The sequence below is a fragment of the Halorientalis salina genome (genome assembly GCF_005049285.1).
GTDB lineage: Archaea > Halobacteriota > Halobacteria > Halobacteriales > Haloarculaceae > Halorientalis > Halorientalis salina.
In genome coordinates this window covers 279,757-300,640 of the sequence record NZ_SOSC01000003.1, presented here as the reverse complement: position 1 = coordinate 300,640, position 20,884 = coordinate 279,757, and the positions used below count along the sequence as shown (strand labels likewise).

At 65.9% G+C, this 20,884-nt stretch carries 25 protein-coding genes; 12 read left to right on the top strand and 13 right to left on the bottom strand.

The window, feature by feature from the left end:
• Nucleotides 1–26: 26 nt before the first annotated feature.
• The 5 genes from E2481_RS08610 to E2481_RS08590 all read left to right on the top strand — a co-directional run bounded on the left by E2481_RS08610 (nt 27) and on the right by E2481_RS08590 (nt 2,486).
• Nucleotides 27–515 carry a DUF5810 domain-containing protein gene (locus E2481_RS08610; protein ID WP_136716726.1) on the top strand — a complete coding sequence of 163 codons (489 nt, stop codon included), beginning with the start codon at nt 27–29 and terminating at the stop codon, nt 513–515.
• A gap of 24 nt (nt 516–539) precedes the next feature.
• Nucleotides 540–968, top strand: coding sequence for a DUF5809 family protein (locus E2481_RS08605; protein WP_136716725.1), 429 nt, complete (start codon nt 540–542; stop codon nt 966–968).
• A gap of 134 nt (nt 969–1,102) precedes the next feature.
• Nucleotides 1,103–1,501: a hypothetical protein gene (locus E2481_RS08600; protein WP_136716724.1), complete on the top strand. Its 399-nt coding sequence runs from the start codon at nt 1,103–1,105 to the stop codon at nt 1,499–1,501.
• Nucleotides 1,498–2,130, top strand: a complete 633-nt coding sequence (locus E2481_RS08595; RefSeq protein WP_136716723.1) for an NUDIX hydrolase — start codon at nt 1,498–1,500, stop codon at nt 2,128–2,130. The genes E2481_RS08600 and E2481_RS08595 overlap by 4 nt, the downstream gene beginning before the upstream one ends.
• Complete coding sequence (locus E2481_RS08590) at nt 2,130–2,486, top strand: rhodanese-like domain-containing protein (protein ID WP_136716722.1); 357 nt, start codon at nt 2,130–2,132, stop codon at nt 2,484–2,486. Before E2481_RS08595 ends, E2481_RS08590 begins: the two co-directional genes overlap by 1 nt.
• Nucleotides 2,487–2,616: 130 nt before the next feature.
• Here E2481_RS08590 and yciH read toward each other — a convergent pair whose 3' ends face one another.
• From yciH to E2481_RS08565, 5 genes are all read right to left on the bottom strand, one after another.
• Nucleotides 2,617–2,910, bottom strand: coding sequence for a stress response translation initiation inhibitor YciH (gene yciH / locus E2481_RS08585; protein WP_136716721.1), 294 nt, complete (start codon nt 2,908–2,910; stop codon nt 2,617–2,619).
• 85 nt (nt 2,911–2,995) lie between these two features.
• Nucleotides 2,996–5,212, bottom strand: coding sequence for a transglutaminase TgpA family protein (locus E2481_RS08580; protein WP_136716720.1), 2,217 nt, complete (start codon nt 5,210–5,212; stop codon nt 2,996–2,998).
• Nucleotides 5,209–6,261: a DUF58 domain-containing protein gene (locus E2481_RS08575; protein WP_136716719.1), complete on the bottom strand. Its 1,053-nt coding sequence runs from the start codon at nt 6,259–6,261 to the stop codon at nt 5,209–5,211. Before E2481_RS08575 ends, E2481_RS08580 begins: the two co-directional genes overlap by 4 nt.
• A complete protein-coding gene (locus tag E2481_RS08570) occupies nt 6,258–7,220 on the bottom strand; it encodes an AAA family ATPase (RefSeq protein WP_136716718.1) in 963 nt (320 codons plus the stop codon). The genes E2481_RS08575 and E2481_RS08570 overlap by 4 nt, the downstream gene beginning before the upstream one ends.
• Before the next feature lie 192 nt (nt 7,221–7,412).
• The gene (locus E2481_RS08565) at nt 7,413–7,715 is read right to left on the bottom strand and encodes a DUF7573 domain-containing protein (RefSeq protein WP_136716717.1); all 303 of its coding nucleotides are present in this window, start codon (nt 7,713–7,715) and stop codon (nt 7,413–7,415) included.
• Between the two features lie 83 nt (nt 7,716–7,798).
• On the opposite strand from E2481_RS08565, the gene E2481_RS08560 reads away from it, so the two are divergent.
• Entirely contained in the window at nt 7,799–8,005 is a 207-nt protein-coding gene (locus E2481_RS08560) for a hypothetical protein (protein ID WP_250137765.1), read from the top strand.
• Here the strand turns inward: E2481_RS08560 and E2481_RS08555 are convergent.
• Complete coding sequence (locus E2481_RS08555; RefSeq protein WP_136716716.1) at nt 7,998–8,966, bottom strand: 5,10-methylenetetrahydromethanopterin reductase; 969 nt, start codon at nt 8,964–8,966, stop codon at nt 7,998–8,000. The genes E2481_RS08560 and E2481_RS08555 overlap by 8 nt on opposite strands.
• Complete coding sequence (locus tag E2481_RS08550) at nt 8,963–9,721, bottom strand: coenzyme F420-0:L-glutamate ligase (RefSeq protein ID WP_136716715.1); 759 nt, start codon at nt 9,719–9,721, stop codon at nt 8,963–8,965. The genes E2481_RS08555 and E2481_RS08550 overlap by 4 nt, the downstream gene beginning before the upstream one ends.
• Nucleotides 9,722–10,030: 309 nt before the next feature.
• Between E2481_RS08550 and E2481_RS08545 the strand changes: the two genes are divergently transcribed.
• Nucleotides 10,031–10,405, top strand: a complete 375-nt coding sequence (locus E2481_RS08545; protein WP_136716714.1) for a hypothetical protein — start codon at nt 10,031–10,033, stop codon at nt 10,403–10,405.
• A gap of 149 nt (nt 10,406–10,554) precedes the next feature.
• Here E2481_RS08545 and E2481_RS08540 read toward each other — a convergent pair whose 3' ends face one another.
• Entirely contained in the window at nt 10,555–11,046 is a 492-nt protein-coding gene (locus tag E2481_RS08540) for a metallophosphoesterase family protein (RefSeq protein ID WP_136716713.1), read from the bottom strand.
• An 87-nt stretch (nt 11,047–11,133) separates the two neighbouring features.
• Between E2481_RS08540 and E2481_RS08535 the strand changes: the two genes are divergently transcribed.
• Nucleotides 11,134–12,408, top strand: coding sequence for an NUDIX domain-containing protein (locus E2481_RS08535; RefSeq protein WP_136716712.1), 1,275 nt, complete (start codon nt 11,134–11,136; stop codon nt 12,406–12,408).
• 12 nt (nt 12,409–12,420) lie between these two features.
• On the opposite strand, the gene E2481_RS08530 is transcribed toward E2481_RS08535, so the two are convergent.
• Both E2481_RS08530 and E2481_RS19295 read right to left on the bottom strand, forming a co-directional pair.
• Nucleotides 12,421–13,167 carry an MBL fold metallo-hydrolase gene (locus E2481_RS08530; RefSeq protein WP_136716711.1) on the bottom strand — a complete coding sequence of 249 codons (747 nt, stop codon included), beginning with the start codon at nt 13,165–13,167 and terminating at the stop codon, nt 12,421–12,423.
• A 198-nt stretch (nt 13,168–13,365) separates the two neighbouring features.
• A complete protein-coding gene (locus E2481_RS19295) occupies nt 13,366–13,545 on the bottom strand; it encodes a DUF7317 family protein (protein WP_136716710.1) in 180 nt (59 codons plus the stop codon).
• A 240-nt stretch (nt 13,546–13,785) separates the two neighbouring features.
• Between E2481_RS19295 and E2481_RS08520 the strand changes: the two genes are divergently transcribed.
• A complete protein-coding gene (locus E2481_RS08520) occupies nt 13,786–14,052 on the top strand; it encodes a hypothetical protein (protein WP_136716709.1) in 267 nt (88 codons plus the stop codon).
• 386 nt (nt 14,053–14,438) lie between these two features.
• Here E2481_RS08520 and E2481_RS08515 read toward each other — a convergent pair whose 3' ends face one another.
• Entirely contained in the window at nt 14,439–15,683 is a 1,245-nt protein-coding gene (locus tag E2481_RS08515; protein ID WP_136716708.1) for an inorganic phosphate transporter, read from the bottom strand.
• Between the two features lie 441 nt (nt 15,684–16,124).
• On the opposite strand from E2481_RS08515, the gene E2481_RS08510 reads away from it, so the two are divergent.
• The 3 genes from E2481_RS08510 to E2481_RS18665 all read left to right on the top strand — a co-directional run bounded on the left by E2481_RS08510 (nt 16,125) and on the right by E2481_RS18665 (nt 17,200).
• On the top strand, nt 16,125–16,403 hold the full coding sequence (locus E2481_RS08510; RefSeq protein WP_136716707.1) for a type II toxin-antitoxin system HicB family antitoxin: 279 nt from the start codon (nt 16,125–16,127) through the stop codon (nt 16,401–16,403).
• Nucleotides 16,285–16,650, top strand: a complete 366-nt coding sequence (locus E2481_RS08505; RefSeq protein ID WP_306293923.1) for a type II toxin-antitoxin system HicA family toxin — start codon at nt 16,285–16,287, stop codon at nt 16,648–16,650. Before E2481_RS08510 ends, E2481_RS08505 begins: the two co-directional genes overlap by 119 nt.
• A gap of 379 nt (nt 16,651–17,029) precedes the next feature.
• The gene (locus E2481_RS18665; protein ID WP_169302405.1) at nt 17,030–17,200 is read left to right on the top strand and encodes a hypothetical protein; all 171 of its coding nucleotides are present in this window, start codon (nt 17,030–17,032) and stop codon (nt 17,198–17,200) included.
• A gap of 114 nt (nt 17,201–17,314) precedes the next feature.
• Here the strand turns inward: E2481_RS18665 and E2481_RS08500 are convergent, their stop codons facing one another.
• Together E2481_RS08500 and E2481_RS08495 are read right to left on the bottom strand one after the other, a co-directional pair.
• Complete coding sequence (locus E2481_RS08500; RefSeq protein ID WP_256867889.1) at nt 17,315–18,589, bottom strand: hypothetical protein; 1,275 nt, start codon at nt 18,587–18,589, stop codon at nt 17,315–17,317.
• Between the two features lie 240 nt (nt 18,590–18,829).
• A complete protein-coding gene (locus tag E2481_RS08495; protein WP_136716704.1) occupies nt 18,830–20,800 on the bottom strand; it encodes an aconitate hydratase in 1,971 nt (656 codons plus the stop codon).
• Nucleotides 20,801–20,884: the final 84 nt, after the last annotated feature.

Below are 20,884 nucleotides of genomic sequence, written 5' to 3'. Positions count from 1 at the left end.
TCCGTCGCCGCTGCCTTCTCCCAGCCATGGGATACGCCTGTCCAGTGTGCGGGGACCCCCAGTCCGACGCCGAACACCTCGCGAACCACCTCGCCTTTACTGCGATGCTCGGGAACGCCGACCACGAGGCGTGGCTCGACGAACACGCCCCGGACTGGCAGGAATCCGACGCCGACGCGCTCGCCGACACCGTCTCCGACCTGGCCGAGGACGCCGAGTTCCCGCAGGTGTTCGAGGACACCGTCGACCGACGGGAGACGGGCGGCGGGGCCCGATCCAGCGACGCGACGGGGGACCACGACCACGATCACGACCACGGCCGAGACCCCGCATCCGAGCGCTCGGGCGCGCTGTTCGACGACGAACCGCAGTTCGCGGCCGATGCCCGGGACCGCGCCGAGCGCGACCGCGAACTCGACGACCAGGCCGAGCGGATCCTCCAGGAGGCCCAGCAGATGACCGAGCGGATGCTCGACGACGACGCCGACGACGGGGACGAAGCCGAAACCGAGTAATTCCGGGAGCCCACAGTCCCCTCTATGCACACCGAGGGATTCTTTTCGCCGACGACCGCCGAGGAGACGCGCGAGCGCTACGAGGCAGTCGGGCCGACCGCCCAGACGACCGTCCGCGAGGTCACGAAGGCGATGGACTTCGACAAATCGGAGTACGACGACCGCGTCACCGGTGCTGTCGTCGAGACCGCCCGTGAGGCCATCTTCGCCTCGCTGCTCGAAGTCAACGTCGGAACGCGCGAGGAGTTCGAGGACTGGTGTTCGGACCACCCCGACTACGCGGTCGAGGAGATCGGCAGCGAGAACGTCGACCGGGTCGTCTGGCACGGCGTCCCCTTCGCCGAGAGGGTCGTCGCCGCAACGTTCCAGGACCGCGAGGCCGCCGCCGTCGGCACGCTCCGCCGGCAGGCCTTCGGCAGCGTCTACCGGGACGTCGTGATCGAGACGGCCTGAGACGGATCGCTGTCACTGTTTATCGGTACGACCGCCCGCTTTCGGGCAGTCGATCCGGAAATGACGTACAGCGGTCCGGATACGTCGAGCGCCGATTCCGCTACGATTTTCCCCGTCTCGTCCCAACGACAGGTATGCGCCGCGTCACGCGGAACCTGATTCTCGGTCTGCTGGTCGTCATCGCCCTCCTGCTCGCGCTCGGTGCCGTCCCGACCTACCTCAAGAGCGGCGACCCCTACTACCTCACCGCAACGCCGATCGAGGAGAACCGGACCGCCATCGACGCCGCCGACCTCCCGGGCGACCGGTATCCGTACACGATGACTGCCCTGGCGAACGCCTCAGCCACCGAGTCGGGTCAGTCCGACCCGTACTGGAAGGGGCCCATCGGCGTCAAGGGCGCGTTCACGCACTCGCCGTTCGACGAACGCGACGCGCTCTCACAGCGCAACGCGAGCGCCGTCGACGGCGACACCATCTACGTCCGACAGAACAATACGGTGTACAGACTTGAGATAACACGATCACCATGACCGACTCCGAGGACTCCGACCCGGTTCCCGGCCGGTTCGATTCCGACCGCGACCCGTCCCGCGCCCCGCCGGACCACGACTGGCCGGTCGTCGACTCGGCGGCCGAGTACGACACCGGCTGGTACACCGGCGGCTACGACCGCGTCCGACAGCCCGACGGCTCCGAGAAGTCCTACTACTGGGCCGATCTGCCCCCGGCCGTCGTCATCGTCGCGGTCGTCGAGGGACCGGCCGTCCAGGGGACCGAGGGCATTCCTCACCTCGTGATGGTCGACCAGTACCGGCCGACCATCAGGGAACAGTGCCTCGAACTCCCGGCCGGCATCGTCGAGGACGGCGAGTCCTACACGACCGCCGGCGCGCGCGAACTCCGCGAGGAGACCGGCTTCGACGCCGCCGGCACGTCCCTCATCGAGGAGTTCTGGTGTTCGACGGGCGTTCTGCGCCACCGCCGCGGGATCGTCTTCGCCGAGGGCCTGGAACCGGTCGAGGACGACCTGGACGACAACGAGTTCCTCGACGTGACGACCGTCCCCGTCGAGGACGCCCTCGACGTCGCCCGCCGCGAGCCGGCCAACGACGCCACGATCGAAGGACTCTTGCTCGCCAAGGAGGACGGTTTGCTCTGATGGTCGAGGAAATCGGACCCGAGACGCTGCAGGACCGACTCGACGAGGACTCGCTCCGCGTGGTCGACATCCGATCGCCCCACGGCTTCCGCCACGGCCACATCCCCGGCAGCGAGAACCTCCCGCTCGGGGAACTCACCGGTGAGGTCGACCGACTGACCGACGCCGACCGCATCGTCACGGTCTGCCCCCACGGTAAATCCAGCATCCAGGCTGCACGCCTCATCAATTCCTACGAAGGAATCGACGACGGGACGGCCGTGAGTCTCGCGGGCGGGTTAGACGAGTGGGACGGACCGGTGGCTCGCGACGGGGAGAGTTCGGGATCCGACGAAGGGCCGTCGGCTCCGTTTTGATACTCCCGGCTATACGTACGTGAACAGATTCGGCACGACGGGGTGCCGAAATCGTTCACGAAGGTATAGCCAACAGTATGAGTTTAGATAGCGATACCCGGGCCGGCGAACCGGCCGAGTGAAAGAGAGGTTAGGCGACGTTGAATCCCTTTTCGCGGAGGAAATCCTCGACGCGCCCGGTGTGGTTGCCCTGGAGCTCGATCTGGTCGTCTTCGACCGTCCCCCCGCAGGCGAACTTCGATTTCAAGTCCGAGGACAGGCTGTCCATGTCCACGTCCTTGGGATCGAATCCTTCGATGACCGTTACCTCTTTCCCGTATCGGCGCTCGTCGATGCGGATGCTGATCTCCTGGGACTCTTTGGCGACGTCCTCGCAGACGCAGAGCTCCTCGGGCAGCCCGCACGTCGAGCAGACTTCCGACATTACAAACCGACCCTACGAAATCAACCTATTAAACACTGTCGGGAACCCGCACACGAGAGCGTCGGTCCGGCCGCTCGCTACCCCCTCAACTCCCGAAGCGGCCGGTCCGATCGCTGACGATCCGGTCTGCGAGCCCGACCGCGTCCTCGGCCACCTGCTCTGAGACCTCGCCGGCGTACCGAACCCGCTCGTATCGGTCGTAGAGCGCTCGGGCGCGCTCGTCGGCGTCGATCGAATCCAGGTATTGGCGCGGCGTCTCGCCGGGGCGTCGCGGCCGGTGTTCCCGTGCCAGGACGTACTCCAGGCGCTCGAACGCCCGCTCGACGTCGCTCGCCGGGTCCCGCCGGGGCTGCCAGCGGAGCCACACGGCGCGATACGCCCGTTCGGCCGCACCTGTCCGTCGGATCCCCGCCGCGAGACCGACGAGCACGACGGCACCGAGCGCCAGTTGTTCGCCCGACGGCAACTCCGGCAGTGGAAGCCCGCCACTCCCCCCACCCGACGCGTTCGCCGTCCGGGACGGGGCAGTCGTTTCCTCGGTGACGGTGTCCGTGGCGGTGATCCCACCGGGGCCGTCCCTGGGGTCGGTCGCGCTCCGGGTCGTCGGCGTGTCGTCGGTCAGCGGGTCCGGCGTGTCGGTCGGCGTCTCGGTTTCCTCCTCGTCGTCGTCGCCGGTGTCGACGTCGGTGTCGGAGACGCCAGCGTCTTCGAGACGGGACTGTTCGGCCTCGCTACGGGGCCCGGCCGGCGTCGGGTCGAACTTCACCCACCCGGTCTCTGGGAAGTACACCTCGACCCAGGCGTGTGAATCCAGCCCGCGGACCACGTACTCGCCGTCGCCGGTCTCCTCACCGGGCGTGTAGCCGGTGACGAACCGCGCCGGGATGTCCTGGGTGCGCAGCATCGTCACCATCGTCGTCGCGTAGTAGGTGCAGTACCCCTGCTCCATCTCGAAGAGGAAGGAGTCGGCGATGTTCCCGTCGGGCCGCTCGACGTCCAGCGAGTAGGCCTTCCCCTCTTCGAGGTGCTGTTCGATCCGCGTCGCCGTCTCGTAGGGGTTGTCAGCGCCGTCGGTGACGCGGTCGGTCCTGTCCTCGACGCGGTCGGGCGTGCTCGCCGGCAACTGCGTGTACCGGTCCTCGATGTCGTCCGGATAGTCCTCGCCTGCCTCTTGCAGTTCCGCCACCGTCGCGTCCGGCTGCCGGCTCGTCACGCGGTAGCTGTCGCCGGCGGTGAACGGTCTCGCCGGCTGGAGGCCGGCCAGTCTCGACACCATCGCGTTGTCGGTGTCGGAGACGCTGACCGGTCGCCAGGCCGCCGGCATCGCGTTGAGCCGTGACTCGACGACGACCCGCTGGTCGATCGTCTCGGTTCGGCCCGGCGGACCCGGCAACTGCCCCGGGTACTCCTGGGCGGACCCGCTTCGGACCCAGCCGTCGCCCGTGTACCGGTTGTAGGCCCCGACCCGCCAGTAGGCCCGCTCGTCGCTCTCGACGGTAAAGCGGACCTCTGGCGACAGTTCGATGCTCCCCTGGACGGTGAGCCGCTGGTCGTTGTTGATCAGGCTCGCCTCCATGGTCCGGTCGCCGCCCGCCCCGAGCAACTGGAACGGCTGGCTCGTCCCGCCCGGGACGACGCTGACCGTCAGCGTGAGCACGACCATCACCGCCAGCACGACCGCGAGCACGTCCGTCGCGGAGTGGTCGCCGCCGAACCGGTCGAGCCGACCGAAGCCGATGGTCCCCGCCGCCCCCAGGACGCCAAGCAGCGCGACGGTCGTCCCCACGTCCCCGGTCAGGACGAAGAAGGTGAGCGTCGCGCCCCCGGCCACGACGGTGGCGACGTACCGGCTTCGCATGGCCAGATACCACGTCAGAAACACCGGCGCGGGCGTCACCGACACCACCCACAGTTCGATCATCTCCAGTCGGAGGACCGACAGCCCGGTCAGCAGCGACATGACGTCGTTGATGATCGAGTCCTGCATCGCGAACACGTCCACGCCCAGCGCGGACGCGTACGACCAGATGCCCCCCACCAGCAGGACGACCCCGATGGTGAACGCGGTTCGCGCCCGGAGCACCCGCGAGAGGGCCGTCGCCAGGAACAGCGATCCCCCGACGACCACGACGAACGTGGTGGGGTCGCCGACCACGTCGATGATCTGATAGAGCGCGGCCACGAACGAGAACACGAGCGTCCCCGCCGAGACCAGTGCCAGCCGGCGCGGCGAGAACCGACTTCCTGCGTCCGTTTCGGTCTCGCTCGCGTGGCTGGCGCCCGACCCAGTCCCGGTACTCATCGGTCCGCACCTCCCGCGGTCGCTCCCGTCGCCGGTGCGTGGGTCCCGGTTCGAGGCCGACCGCCGTCGGTCGCCGTCGCCTGCCCGCCCGTCGACCAGAGGTCCAGCGCGTGCTCCTGGCCGTCGACGGTCAGGACGACGCCGCCGTCGCCGGCGGTGACGGTCACGTCCGCCCGCTTCCGTGCGTCCTCGTCGACGTACCCATCGCCCGTGCGCGCGAGGAGTTCGAGGACGTGCTGTCGGTGGGACTCCCCGCGGCCTGGTTGGACCCGCCCGGCCGGACAGGTGACCGACACCGACAGCCCGGCCTGTAGCGCCAGGAGCGCGACGCTCGCCGCGCCCGAGGCCATCGCGTCGGCGTGGCCCGGTTCCGCGCCCGCGACGAGGTGGAACTCGTCGGTCGCCTCCTCGGCGACGAACTGCTTGACGACGAGCTCGTCGTCACCGCGCTTGGCGCTGGACTTCCAGTGGACGTCCCGCAGCGGGTCGCCCGGGGCGTACTCGCGGATGCTGTCGAACGCCTGGCGGTCGTTCGTCGTCCCGTGCGTGAACAGTCCGGCGAGCGCCTCGTGGTTCGTGAGGTCGTACACCCGCGGGTAGACGAGCACGCTCGTCGTGGCGTCGACCTGCCGCGTCCGGACGAACAGTCCCAGCACGTCGGTCATCGCGACCGTCGGCGGCCCGAGCGTCCACTCCCCGCGTGCCCCGAGTTCCACGTCGTAACTGACGGTCGCCGGCAGCGTCGCCCGCATCTCGCCGTCGAACGCCCGGACCCCCTCCGGGAGCGCATCGACGACGCGGGCGACGTCGCTGCCGCTCACGTCGAGGGTCACCGTCCGGCGCTCGCCGGGGAAGCCGGCTGGCGGCGGCGACCGTTCGATCTCGGGTACATTCGACAGGACGATCTGGATCCCGGCAGCCAGCAGTGCGACGACCGCGGGCGCGGCGATGGCGTTCAGCGCTCGCGGCCCGGCCGCGTAGGCCATGCCGATCGCGCCGCCACCGACGACGGCGACGGTGACGCCGCGGACGGTCGGTCTGAGCGTCATTCTACCGGGACGGTCTCCAGCGCGCCCGAGACGACGTCGACCCCGGTGGTCTCGGCCGTCGCGGTCTGGATCCGGTGGGGCATGACGACCCACGCTTCGGTCTGGATGTCGTCCGGCACGACGTAGGATCGGCCGGAAAGCGCCGCACGCGCCTGGGCGGCCCGCAGGAGCGCGATGGACCCGCGCGGACTCACCCCGAGCTGGGCGTGTTCGCGGGTGTAGCCCGCCAGTCTGGTGACGTACTCCCGGACGGCTTCCTCGACGGTGACGGTCGCGACCGCCTGCCGGGCGTCCCGGAGGTCGTCGAGCGTGGCGACCGCCGAGAGGTCCTCGATGGGGTGGTTCCCGACGACGCGGTCGAGCATCGCGGCCTCGTCGTCCTGCCCGGGGTAGCCCAGGTGAAGTTTCTTCATGAACCGGTCGAGTTCGGCCATCGGGAGTTCGTAGGTCCGGTCGCGCTCGACAGTGTTCTGGGTCGCGATGACCGTGAAGGGCGCGGGCATCTCGTAGGTCTCCCCGTCGACGGTCACCTGCGTTTCCTCCATGGCTTCCAGGAGCGCGCTCTGTGTCTTGGGCGGCGCGCGATTGATCTCGTCGCCCAGCACCACGTTCGCGAACACGGGACCGGGGCGGAAATCGAACTCCTGTGTCTTCTGGTTGAACACGTTGACGCCGGTGATGTCGGAGGGCAGCAGGTCCGGCGTGAACTGGACGCGTTTGAACGACCCGTCGAAGGAGGCCGCGACCGACCGGGCGAGCATCGTCTTCCCCACGCCGGGAACGTCCTCTAAGAGGACGTGTCCGCGCCCGAGCAGGGCGGTAAGGATGTGTTCGATCTGGTCGTGGTGGCCGACGATGACCTCCTCGACGTTCGCTGCGACGCGGCGGGCCAGGGCACCGGCTTCCTCGACGGGATCGTCCGCTCGCCGACCGGCGCTCGATGTGTCTGCGTCAGTCATGACTATCTCGGGGTGTGATGGAGGGCGGTTGTTCCGGTCTGTCGATGCGAGCGACAAGTGCTTTGTCCTCGCATGACACCCGGACGGTCAGTCCGGGAACCCGGTTGTGTACGGCTTGCAACTGCACTCACACCCGTTACATAGGACTGCAGCACCTAATTGTCCCGGTCGCTGCAGTCTCTATACCGATACTTACCACTCCTTACACGCCCGACAGACCAACCCGGCGTCGTCGCGCCACCGCCGCTCGACCGGTTCGCCGCAGGCCGCACACGCGACCGCCTCCCCGCTCCAGGCGTACGTCGAGGTCGCCGGCTTGACGACCCCAGGGTCGACCGCCCCGGCGTCCTCGTCGTCTCGGTCCCCTTCGGAGTCAGCTTCGGACGTCGTCGTGTCGGGTTCGGCTTCGGCTGGCGTCTCGGTGTCGTCGCTCCTCTCGGCCTCCTCGGACGCGTCGCCGTCGTCGAGAAAGTCGTCCAGCGAGGCGTCGTCCATGGTCCGGCCTCTGTCGGCCGAGACCTTAGCGCTGGCGGGTCCCGAACCACGAGACACAAGTACCACCGCTCGCTACCGCCAGTATGGTTGACCTCACCAGTACTATCGTGCCATTGGCCACCGAATCCTCCACCGTCGCGCTGTCTGAGATCATCGGAGCCATCCTCTCGGACCCACTGAGTGTCGTCTCCATCCTGTTCGGGGGGCTGTTCATCGGCGGCGCTATGCTGGCGTTCGGCATCCTCGCGCTCGGTGCGGTCGCGGACTTCGTGACGCCGGACCTCAGCTGAGGACCTCGCCCGCCAGGTCGATCGCCGTTTCCAGGTCCGGCCCCAGCGGCGACCCGACCACGAAGCTGTCGGTGTACTCCCGGACTGCCGCGATCTTTTCCTCGACCTCCTCTGGCGTCCCCGCGATGCAGAACGCCTCGATCATCTCCTCGGTGACCAGCCCGAACGCCTCGCTGAACTCGCCGGCCTCGATCGCCGCACCGACCGCCTCGGCGCGTTCCCGGTCCAGGTCGTGTCTGTCCAGCACCGGCGGCGCGGCCCCGCCGGCGATGAAAGCCACGGGCGGTCGAGCGGCCTCGCGTGCGGCCTCGCCGTCTTCGGCGATGCTGACGCTCGCGTAGGCGGCAAAATCGAACTCGCCTCGCCCGTCGGGCCGCTCGTCGAGCCCTTTTTCGACCTGTTCGGCCGCCCACGCGAAGTCGCGCGGGTGCGAGCCGTTGTAGAGGACGCCGTCGGCGTGTTTGGCGGCCATCCGGATCATGTGTGGGCCCTGTGCGCCGACGTAGACGGGAATCGTGCCGGGGACTTCGTACTCCAGGGTCGCGTCGTTCGCCTGGAAGGTGCCGTCGAGGTCCACGGACTCGCCGGCCCAGAGGTCCTGGGCGGTCTTGAACGTCTCCAGCACTCGGCGGAGCGGTTTGTCGCGCTCGACGCCGAGGGCGGAGAGCGTCGAGCGGTCGCCGGGTCCGACGCCCATGACCGCGCGACCGTCGCTGACCTCCTGGAGCGTCGCGACCCGCGACGCCAGCGTCAGGGGATGGCTGTCGTAGGGGTTGGCCGCCGCCGGGCCGAGTCTCACGTCGTCGGTGGCGTCGGCGATCCGCGACAGCGTCACGAACGGGTCGCGATTGAAGTAGTGGCAGGCCGCGAAGACGGCGTCGAAACCGGTCTCTTCGGCCTGGACTGCCAGGTCGGTGATCTCTTCGACTGGATGTTCCGGGGTGAGTTCGATTGCCTTCATGAGTCGTCTCCGTGCTGCCACGCTTCGAGCGCCTGCCGCACGAGGTCGTCCTCGCGGTCCCGATACAGTTCGTCGCTGCCGGCGTGGTCGCCGAACGCCCAGTCCCGGACGACGGTTACGGGCGTCCCGCCCGCCCCTTCGCCGGCGACGAGGTTGCTCGCGGCGGCCAGTTCGTCGACCACCGCCTGGACGGTCACGCCGAGTTCGCGTCCGTCGCGGTCTGACTCGCCACGCCAGTCGCGACTCGCCGGCATCCCGGCCCAGCCGAGCGCGACGCCGCGCTGGCCGTGGCGGAACGGCCGCCCGGACGTGTCGGTCACGACGACCGGCACGCCCAACGCCTCGTGGAGCGCCTCGGCGCTCGCCGTCGGGTCCTCGGGCAACAAGAGCAGGTCCGCGCCGGGCACGTTCGATCGGTCGATGCCTGCGTTCACCGTAATGTGCCCGAACTGCGTCCGCGTCAACAGGAACGGGGATTCGATGAGCAGGTCCGTACTCTCCTCCAGTACCGCCTGGGCGAACCGGGGGTCCTTCGACTCGCCGGTCGCCCGCTCGAATCGGTCGGCGATGCGCTCGGCGCGGTCGCTCGCGGGGAACTCGTCGAAATTCGCCCCGCGGCCCTCGGCCTTCGAGACGACGGTACTGGCTACGAGGACCACGTCGTCCGGCCGGAGGGTGACCCGCTCGGCGATGAGACTCGCCAGGTCGTCGCCCGCCTGCACTTCCGGGAGTCCCGGAACCGCGAAGACCTCCATACCCCCACTGTGGAGTGACCGCCAAAAAGGACCGCGTTAGGAGCAAGTCCGGCCAAAGGCGGCAAAAAATACTGGTTATTTGCGCGCGGTCGGTTCTGCGGGGTCCCGAGAGCCCCGAACTGGTGCCTATCGGAATAAACGACCGGACATCGACGGCCCGAAGTATCGGAAATCTGAGAATCGTGAATGCGCGGGTGTTTTTATATGTGGTATATAAAATACCGGCTATTGTCCGGATGGATATATCACTTATTGGCAATAGATTAAAGTGGGGGAACAGGGGAACTATCGAGTACACGGTGACCCACGATGGCAACTGCAACTCGTAATCGACTCGACGTTCCCGGCGTCGACCTGTCGGTCCTGGCGGGCATCCTCGCGCTGATCACGGTCGAGGTGTGGTTCCTGACGACCCAGACCCGGTCGGTGATGCTCCCGCTGATCTGGATGGCGCCGATGAACCTGTTCCTGCTGGCGTACGCGGTCGACGAGACGCTGGCGTTCAGCGAGGTCGTGATGATGTTGTTCTTCGGCCGGTTCCTGTTGCTCCCCTTCCTGTTTCTCAGCAGGATGAACGGCTTCCCGCTGTTCTACGGGCTGTTCATGGCACCGATCGACGCAGTCTTCGCCAGCTACGTCCTGCGGTCCGCTGGACACGCGGTCTTCGGCGGGTCGACGGCGTAGCCCGGGTCACCGTTCACTCTCGTACCCCCAACACCACGGGTCCGGTTCCCCACTCCCCCAACGCCGGACCACATCCGAGCCACGGCGTGGTTCCTCCTCGCTGTGGTTTCCGGTTTCTCACTCTCGACGCTCACGTCAGTGACGGCGGGTTACCGCTCGTGTACTTCGACGGTCAGTTCCCCGTCCGTAACTCGGGCCGTCAGCATCGACGTGCTCGTCGCCGGTGCAGCGCCGGTCGCGCTCCCGGGATTGAGCAGTCGTACGCCCTCGACGGTGGTATCCTGTAGTTCGTGCGTATGCCCCGAGACGCCGACCGTCGGCCCCTCGCTCGCGTGATCCCGGACTGTCCTCGCGACGCGCTGTTCGTACCCCGTCTTGCTTCCGGTGCCGTGGGTGACGACGAACTCGACCCCACCCAGGTCGACGGTCGCCACCGACGGCAATCCCAGGCCTCGGTCCATGTTCCCCGAGACGGCCGTCAACCCGGCCGCGAGGTCTTCGATGGTCGCCAGCGGGTCCCTGCTGTCGAAGTCGCCGGCGTGGATCACGTGGTCGGCCGACCGGACGCGTTCCCGAACCCAGGTCGGGATGCGGTTCGCACGCGAGGGGATGTGCGTGTCGCTGATGATGGCGACGTTCATGTCCCTCGGTTTCCCGGCCAGCTACAAAAGTCGTCCCTGTAACCCATCGACCCCGAACTTTTGTCCGTCCCGTCCGACCTCCTCGGCATGGCGGACACGCACGTCGTCACATGTTTCCTTCGAAATCGGGGGGCTGTCCTGCTGTTCCGCCGGAGCGAGGCCGTCGGCTCCTACGCCGGCCAGTGGGGCGCAGTCGCGGGCCACGTCGCCGAACGGGACGGTGCCAGCGACCGTGACCCCGAGCAGGCGGCACGCCAGGAGATCGCCGAAGAGGCCGATCTGGCCGACGCCGTCTCCCTCGTCCGTCGGGGGCAATCGTTTCCGGTCGAGGACGCCGACCGCGGGACGCGCTGGGTCGTCCACCCGTTCCTGTTCGACTGCGAGCATCGGTCGGTGACAACCAACGAGGAGACCGCCGAGTACGAGTGGGTTCCACCCACGGAGATCCTCCGTCGTGAGACGGTCCCAGACCTCTGGACCTCCTACGACCGGGTGCGACCGACCGTCGAGACGGTGGCTGCGGACCGCGATCACGGTGCGGCGTATCTCTCCGTCCGGGCGCTCGAAACCCTCCGGGACGAGGCCGCTCTCGCCGTCGAACACGGGACCGGCGACTGGGACACGCTCGCGGCACTGGCCCGGGAGTTGCTCGCTGCGCGGCCCTCGATGACCGTGGTCGAAAACCGCGTCAACCGCGTGATGGCGGCGGCCGCCGACGACCGAACGCCTGGTGCCGTCGAGGAGGCAGCTCACGACGCCATCGCGGACGCACTGGCTGCCGACGACACCGCGGCCGAGGCTGCCGGGGAGCGACTCGCGGACGCTCGGGTCGCCACGCTCTCGCGGTCGGGCACCGTTTCGACTGCGCTCGCTCGCGGGGACCCCGAGTCAGTCCTCGTGGCCGAGTCCAGGCCGGGCGGCGAGGGCGTCGGCGTCGCTGAGCGACTCGCCGCCGACGGCGTGGACGTGACCCTCGTATCCGACGCTGGGCTGGCGTGGGCCCTCGCCGACGGCGATTACGACGCCGTGCTTTTCGGTGCCGACACGGTTCTCCCCGACGGAAGCGTCGTCAACAAGGTCGGGTCGCGTGCGGCTGCACTCGCGGGCGCACACGAAGACATCCCTGTCTACGCCGTGGCGGCCAGCGACAAGATCAGCCCCGGGACGGAGCCGATGCTCGAATCCGCCGATTCCGAGACCGTCTACGACGGGGACGCCGACCTCGACGTGTCGGTGCCGCTGTTCGACGTGACGCCGGCCGAACTGCTCGACGGCGTCGTTACCGAGCGGGGACTGCTGGACGGTGAGGACGTTCGCGCTATCGCTGACGAACACAGCGCGAGACGGGACTGGGGGCAGTAGGCGCGTGCCGGGTCAGGACTCGTCGAGCACGACCGGAACCCCGGACTCGGCCACGTCGGCGGCGAAGGCCCGAGAGTCGGCTTCGAGGTTCGAGAACGTGTTGTAGTGGATGGGCAAGACGAGGTCGGGGTCCATCACGGCCGCGAGCGCGGCGGCTTCCTGCCGGTTCATCGTGAACCGCTGGCCGATGGGCGGACAGAACAGGGAGACGTCGACGTGTTTGTGTCCCGGGAGTACGTCGGTGTCGCCGGTCCAGAGGACTCTGGTGCCTTCGACGGAAACGATGTAGCCACAGCCGAATCCCTTCGGGTGGTACGGCGTGCCGTCGGGACGGGTGTGGGGACCGTCGCGCTCGTTATATGCCGGAATCGTCCAGATCGGAACGCCGTCGACGGTCAGGCTCTCCTCCATCCCGACCTCCCGGACCTCGTAGGGCAACTCGACGATCGGCGGGAGGTCACGGTCGACGTCCTGGCCGTCGATGCCTTCGTAGGTGACGATCGTGGCGTCCTCGCTGGCGACGCGTTCGATGCCGTCGGGGTCGTAGTGATGGACGTGGGTCACGCAGACGACGTCGCCGTCCTCGGGGCGGTAGTCGCGGGTCGGCGGGTGACCGATCCCCTCGGTGTCCGGTTCCCACTGGCCAGCCAGGACGCCGTAGCGGCCGGGGTCCATGTAGACGACAGTGTCCTCCCCGGCGAGTCGGAGGGTGGCGTAGCCCAGCCACTCGACGGTGAGTCCGTCGTGTCGAACTGTCATTGTCTCTTGTAGGGACCGCACGGCAAATAAGTCGGCTGCTTGTCGCCCCGGACGCATCTCGGTCGTTGGTGATATAGACTGCCCGTACTCCCCTGTTCCGCGCCGACGACCCGATCGCGACGGACGGGACGGCGTCGTGTCGGACGGGGCGCCGCCGTCTGGTTCGCGCCGGCCCGTCGGACTGGACACCGACGGCAGTCAGGTCCGCGACCGCTCGACCGTGTCCGCCTGGAGTTCCTCACGGACCGGAATCCCGCGGGAACGAAGCTCTGACACCAGCTTAGTACTCGAAACACCACTCCGCCTGGCCGCTTCCTCCAGGGTGAGCGTTCCGCTGCGATACAGTGTCAGTGTCGCCGTCAATGACCTGAGTGACATGAGTTGCTCACTTCCACCTTCCTGGTGGACGAACTTAAACCTACTGTGGGACTTAGTACCAGTATTTAGCTAAGAAAGTCTAGAAACTGTGTGTCTGTCCTAATATACGGTATAAAATGAAAATGGACCTCGAAAACCTCGCCGGTTTCCTTTGGTTCGGTCGACATACAAAACGCGCATGCAGCACCGAGATCACGACCGACCACAGCATTATGCCGCTTGCTTCTCTACGAGGCAGGGATGGCAGACACGGAAAATGCGAGCGAGGATCGAGTAGACGACGAGAACCGACGCGAGGACGGTGTCTCGGACTCGGTTCCCGAGTGCCACCGTCGCGGCTGCACCGAGAGGGCGACGTTTGTCGTCCTCGAACGATATCAGGAAGAAACCGGACACGGTGCCGTCGAGGCAGAGGCCGTTCTCTGTCAAGAGCATGCCGACGAAGAGAGTCCGGCGAATCTCGATGGCAGTTACGCGGATTACGTGTTTCGTGTCGAACCGCTCTAAGAGCCGCTGGACAGGGATACAGTGTGAGCAAACGAATATGGGTCACGGTGACGTCGTCGATCACTGAGCAGTTGCGGAGTGGGCCACGGCTCTATTGTGAACCCGCCCCGGTAGTGGTTGGGCGGAACATCTCGAGACCCGAAGACCAGAGCGGAGGTCACGGGTCCGTTGCAGGTATTGGGGTCGCAGTCACCGAGGACAATAGTGCAATCGGTGTGAGTGTCACCTGAGATTATCGAGCGACCGAGTAGACCGTGGCTGGGTAAGACGGGACTCGGCGCTGCGGTGTGTTGGTGCCATATGCCGCCAAACGCAGGTCGTTGTGTGTCCGGCCGCCTGGCTGCCCATGCTGGGAGCGGACGGCTGCCACCGTCAGTGAGTTCCACTCATAACAGGAACGCGAACACCGGGTATGAAGCGACGATCGCCAGCGACGGCGTCAACACCCACATCGTCACGATACGCTTGGCCGCCGCCGGGTCGAAGAGACTTCGCTCGTCGAGATCCGCCGGCCCTTCGGCGCCGACATCTGGGACGTCCGGGATCTCATCTGGCTTCTCGGCCGCTTTCTCTTCTCGGGCAATGTCCCCGATGGTCGGCCCGGCAGGAGCATCCTCGGCGCGTGAGGTGACCAATGCGCCAGTCGAGACTGCTACCTCTGGACGGTCGGGCGATGGCGTCGCTAACTCTACCAGAGTCGCGGTCCGGCTCGCTCGACCCCATCCGAGCCCGATGATCGTCGAGGTCGTACTGACGGCGAGACTCGCTGGAATCCCGAGAAACGAGAGAATGGTGATAACCGTTCCACCGACCAGGGAAACGATCAGTGAAGCGAGAATCGGTAGCTCCGTGATATCGTCTCCAACCGTTTCCAGCGTGCGACGGGCGATAGTGAAACTACCCAACCCGAAGGCTCCCACCGCGAGCAGGACGCCCTGATTGACGGTGAGCGATCCGCCCGAACCGACGAGGGGGGCGACGGCGTTCGCAGCGTTCGACGCCCCAGCCGAGAACGCCATGTAACAGCCGATGATGACGACCGAGAGTGACCCGATGATATCCTGCAGTGATGCGTTCGGATTGATAAACGGTCGTGGAATCGCTCCTGATCGGTCGAATTGGATGAAGTGGAGGTTGAACGTCGTAAACGCGATGTAGCGGTCGAGATAGGGGTAAATATAGCGGCCGACCACGACCCCGATACCCAAACATATCAGTGGGGCGACGATCCAGGCCGAGACGATAACGAACATCAGCGCCTGATTGAGGGTGCCGGACGCGAGGCCCAGTCCGACGATGGCACCCACAGCGGTCATCGACGTCGAGGCCGGGACGCCATAGAGATTCGATATCAACAGCGATGCGCCGGTAAAGAACAGAACGGCGACACTGGCGATGGGCGTGAACTGGGCTGCCGGCACGATACTGCTACTCATCGTCGCGATGACGTTCCGTCCGACGGTCCACGCCCCGAAAAAGCCGAAGCCAACGAACAACGCCCCCGCAGTTGCCTTCCGAACGAGGCGTGAGCCGACTGCAGGGCCGAATGCCACGCCCGTGGATGAGCCGCCAATGTTGAACCCGACGAATACAGCGACGAGGATACCGACGACGGTCAGGAGTGCCACCATCGTAATTGCGTCAACATTGCCAGACTCCGGTTTATATGTTCTGCCACCAGTTCCGGCTGACAATCACGTTCTACGCTGAACAGGGGGTTGCTGACTGCCAAGTGTCAACAATGGCAACGGTGCCTGTACTCACCGCGACCGCACTGGCTGTACTCTTTCTTGCGATTGTATCTGATTCCGTCCGCAAAGTGGTAGTGATGACGACTCACGTCGTTCACGATAGTCTCATCTGTGTGATCTGGAACTGGTGCGGGAACGGATTGCTTTTCAGCCACGAACTGCAACCTGTTTCTGGTGGCCGTGACGAACAGTTACCCCCTCTGAGACCCAGTTTCTATTAATAGATCGGTCGTTTTGGCGGGATCTCGACAATGATTAGCTTTCAGTTGGCTTCATCTGGATGGCCGAGGACTTATGTACGACTCTACCCTGATTTCAGGTATGAGCACAGACGCCGACGGTGGCGGTGATGGTGACCGCACACCGCCGGCAGGTGTCGAGTTCGTCCACGAGGACGACGGCCGCGTGACTGCACGGCACGTCGAATCCGGTGTCGCATCGTTCGGCGATACCGAAGTTGAAGCACTCCGCCAGCTCGCCGATGCCCTCGATAGCCACTTTGGTGAGGGTGAGGAGATCGATGATCCCGAGGCATATCTCGCCGAGCAGGGCATCGATGTCGAGATCGGCAGTGACGGCCCGCCGCCGTGGCTGGAATAACGTGGTCCGGACGACGTTTTCTTCGACGGACGTACTCAAAGCACTCACTAAACACGGGTTCGTCCCCGTCGGTGGCAAGGGAAGCCATACGACACTCCGGTACGAGAACCCAGACACTGGCGAGGTTCGGACTGTGACGGTTCCGAAAGCAGACCCGATTCCGACAGGAACACTGCAGGATATTGCCGACCAGGCCGGTGCTGAAGACTTTCATTCGTTCTGCGAGTGGGTTGATCAGAGCCGATGACACTCCTCACAAAATAAGTACTACTGGTTGGTGGCCGAACGGATTGCTTTTCAGCCACGGACTAGAAACTACCACTGGTGGCAGTGACGAACAGTTACCCCCTCTGAGCCCCTTGTGACGAGGACCTTTCCCGAGCCACCACTCTCGAAACAGCGTGACCCCACTCCACTGACTGTTCTGCCAGTGGCCACACTGACCAGTCCGCCCCGCGGACGATGGTGCTAATATGCATATAAGGCCATCACGCCGACCGACTCACGTCCGGCGGTTCGGGGGTATATAAACGGTCATCGATTTATATGAACGGGTGGTAGTTACGGGTGCGGTCGAACGGCGTCACGAGGTGGTGGCGTGGTATCTCGACCCGAGGTGTCTCCAGATGGTGCTTCAACACGAACCGACCGATGTGACGGTGGTAGACCGGCTGACTGTCGACTACGAGACCGTGTCGATCGACGTCTCGACCTGTCCCGAGTGTGAGAGCAGTGTCGTCGACGGCCAGGGACTGCTGGGGTGTGTGGACTGCGACTGGCACGGGCTCGTGGCCTGATACGGTTTGCTGTAGCTGTTTACCGCTACGACCGCCCGCAGTCGGGCGGTCGATGCGGAAACGTTCTACAGCATTCCGTATGACACACCGCGACGACCGGCCCGACGACTGATTTTATTTGATCTGACTGGCGAACGACGCCGACGTCTCGTAGTCCAGGACGCAGTTCCCGCAGACGAGCATCGCCCCGACTCGCTCGTCCTCGTCGAGCGGTAACTCGAACCCGTCGAGTCCCATTTTCTCGTCGGCACCGCGGTCTCCCATCGGCTCGAAGCTGTGGTGACTCAACACGATACCCCGAACGTTCCTGTTTTCGCGCTGGAACGAGACGGTCCGGGTCATGTCGCTTCGATCGACGGTGTCTCCAGCGTCGAAGATCGTATCGGCCCCGTCGTGCTCGTCCCCGACCGTCAGCTCCGCGAGGCCGAGAAACGACGGCGCACGCGGGGCGGTCGTGTCCTCCCAGCCGATCGGGTTGAAATCCGGCTCTTCGCCACCGTCGTACGTCTGGAGGCTGTCGCCGGTCTGGTAGAGCCGCACCTCGGCGTTGAAGACCGGTCCGCCGGTCGCTCCGGCGATATCCACGTCCACCGACTGGAGCCCGTACTGTCGGTCGCCCTCCTCGAGTTCCGTCGTCTCGACGGTCACGTCCTCGATCGAGGGCTCCAGCGGCGGGACGCTCACGGGGAACCGCTCCGTTCCGGTTACGCCAGTCAGTTCGACCTCCCAACTGTACTCCCACGGGGCCGGCGGATACTCGACCGTGTCGATCAGTAACTGCCCGTCCGAAACCGCGCCGTCGAGTTCCAGGTCGTTCCTGAAGTCGTGGGTGCCGATGGCCTGAACCTCTTCCACGTCGTCGAGAGCCATGTCCGATCGGTTCTCGACCGCGTGGTACCAGCCGTCGTCGGTCGACACCGGCCGCTCGACCGCGGGCGCGTCGTCTTCGAACCGACTGAGGTCGTCTCCGGGGAACCAGGTCCACTGGTCGGGGACTGTGACTGGGTCGTTCGGGTCCGGATAGGGGTAGTCGACCTCGTGGGTCCGAGTCTCGTTGGGCGCCAGGTCGAAGAAGGTGCCCGTGACCACGGCCGACTCCTTGTACTCCATGCGCGCCGCCAGCAGCCGCTCGTCGGTGTTGTTGGTGATCTCGAAGGTCACCGACGGCTCGATGTCCCTGTCCTCCGGCGGGTCCGTCGTGTCGACGACCGTCGCTTCCACCGGTGCCGGCGTTCCCCGGTCGGTGGGCGTCTCCTCCTCCGGTTGCTCTTCCGCCGGTCGGTCGCTGTCCGGCGTCGACTCCTCGTCCGGGTCCGCCGTGGTACCCGTGCTATCGCTCGAACAGCCGGCCAGTCCCGCTGCACCGGCCGCGATGCCGCTGAGAACCACTCGTCGCGGAATCGTCCTGCGCACGGCTCGGATACGTTGCTCCGCCATCATGAACTGTTCGGTACATGTCGCTGTCAGCGATAGCGCGGCAAAAGAAATCGAGAATTAGCGTCCGCCGAGCACGCGGAGCGTGCGAGGTGGTTCTCTGCTCGCGAGCCAACGGGGAGCGAGCAGGTGTTTTTCGCCCACGTTTTTACGAGGTGAGGTTCGCGAAGCGAACCCACCGAAGTAAAAACGTGGTCAGTCGTCAGCAGGCGCGCCGCTGCCGTCCTCGGCCTGCTTTTTCGTGTGGGAGAGCTTCCCACCGTCGGCGAGGATCTGGCGTTCGCGCTCGGAGGCGTCGAGTTCGGCGGTCAGTTCCCAGTCGTCGTTCACGCGAACGGTGAACTCCTCCTGGCCGGACCGAACCGCCTCGGCGACGTCGTCGACGATCTCGATGTTGTCGCCTTCCTCGATCTGCTCGTAGTCCTCGGCGTCGATCTCGAGCGGGATGAGACCGAAGTTGAAGAGGTTCGCCTTGTGGATGCGGGCGAAGCTCTGTGCGAGGACGCCCTCGACACCGAGATACATCGGACAGAGGGCCGCGTGCTCGCGGGAGGACCCCTGACCGTAGTTCTCGCCGGCGACGAGGAAGCCGCCGTCACTGTCGAGTGCGCGCTGTGCGAAGTCCTCGTCGACACGCGAGAGCGTGAACTCGGAGAGCTTCGGGATGTTCGACCGGTACATCAGGATGTCCTGCGTTGCAGGGATGATGTGGTCGGTCGTGATGTTGTCCGGCATCTTGAGGAGCGTCGGCCCTTCGAGATGGGCGTCGAGCTCGTCTTTCAGCGGGACGTCGCCGATGTTCGGCCCCTTGACGAGTTCGTCGTCGACGGGGTCGTCCGGCGTGATGATGTCGTTCTCCGCGCCCTCGTAGGCGTCGGGGAGCTCGAAGCCTGGGTCCTCCAGGTCGCCGAGTTCGTCGGCCAGGTCACGCGGGTCGACGATCTCGCCTTTGATGGCCGCGGCGGTCGCGACCTCGGGCGAACAGAGGTAGACGTTGTCGTCCTCGATCCCGGAGCGACCCTCGAAGTTGCGGTTGAAGGTCCGCAGGGAGACGGAGTCGCTGGAGGGGACGTGGCCGATGCCGATACAGGCACCACACGTCGCCTCGGAGTAGTTGACGCCGGCGGCCATCATCTCGGCCGTCCAGCCTTCACGGGCGAGCATCTCGCTGGCCTTCTTCGAGCCGGGTGCGACGATCATCTCGGTGTCGGGCTCGATGCTGCGGCCTTCGAGCATCTTCGCGCTCGGGAGGATGTCCTCGTAGCCGCCGTTCGTACAGGAACCGATCATGACCTGGTCGACGTCCTGCCCCGCGACTTCGCGGACCGGGACGACCTTGTCGGGCATCGACGGCTCGGCGATGAGCGGCTCCAGATCCGAGAGGTCGATGACGATCTGGTCGTCGTAGTCGGCGTCCTCGTCGGGGCCGATGTCGACGAACTCGTCCTCGCGACCCTGACGGGCGAGGTAGTCCTCGGTCTGCTCGTCGGTCGGGAACACGGAGGACGTGGCACCGAGCTCGGTCCCCATGTTGGTGATGGTCGTCCGCTCGGGCACCGAGAGGCTCTCGACGCCCGGGCCGGTGTACTCGAAGATCTTGCCGACGCCGCCTTTGACCGAGAGGCGACGGAGCATCTCCAAGATGACGTCCTTGGCGGTCGCCCACGCGGGCAGTTCGCCTTCGAGTCGGACGTTGACGACTTCGGGCATCTCGATGTAGTACGGGCCGCCACCCATCGCGACGGCGACGTCCAGGCCACCGGACCCGATGGCGAGCTGACCGAGGCCGCCGGGGGTCGGGGTGTGGGAGTCCGAACCCAGGAGCGTCTTGCCGGGGGCGGCGAAGTTCTCCTTGTGGACGTTGTGACAGATACCGTTGCCGGGCCGGGAGAAGTACGCACCGAAGGTGCCGGCCGCCGAGCGCAGGAAGCGGTGGTCGTCCGTGTTCTTGAAGTCGAACTGGTAGGTCTGGTGGTCGCAGTACTGCGCGGCGAGTTCGGTCTGGACTTCGTCCAGGCCGAGCGCCTCGAACTGCAGCCATACGAGCGTCCCAGTCGTGTCCTGTGTGAGGACCTGATCGATCTCGATACCGATCTCCTCACCGGTCTCGAGTTCTCCCTCGACGAGGTGGTCGTCGAGAATCTTTTCCGTAAGCGTCTGTCCCATAACGTCTGTGCGTGGACGGTCCGTGGACATAAATCATGCGAGTTAATCCAATTAGTGTATTCCGGCGAATCCCCCAGTACTAGT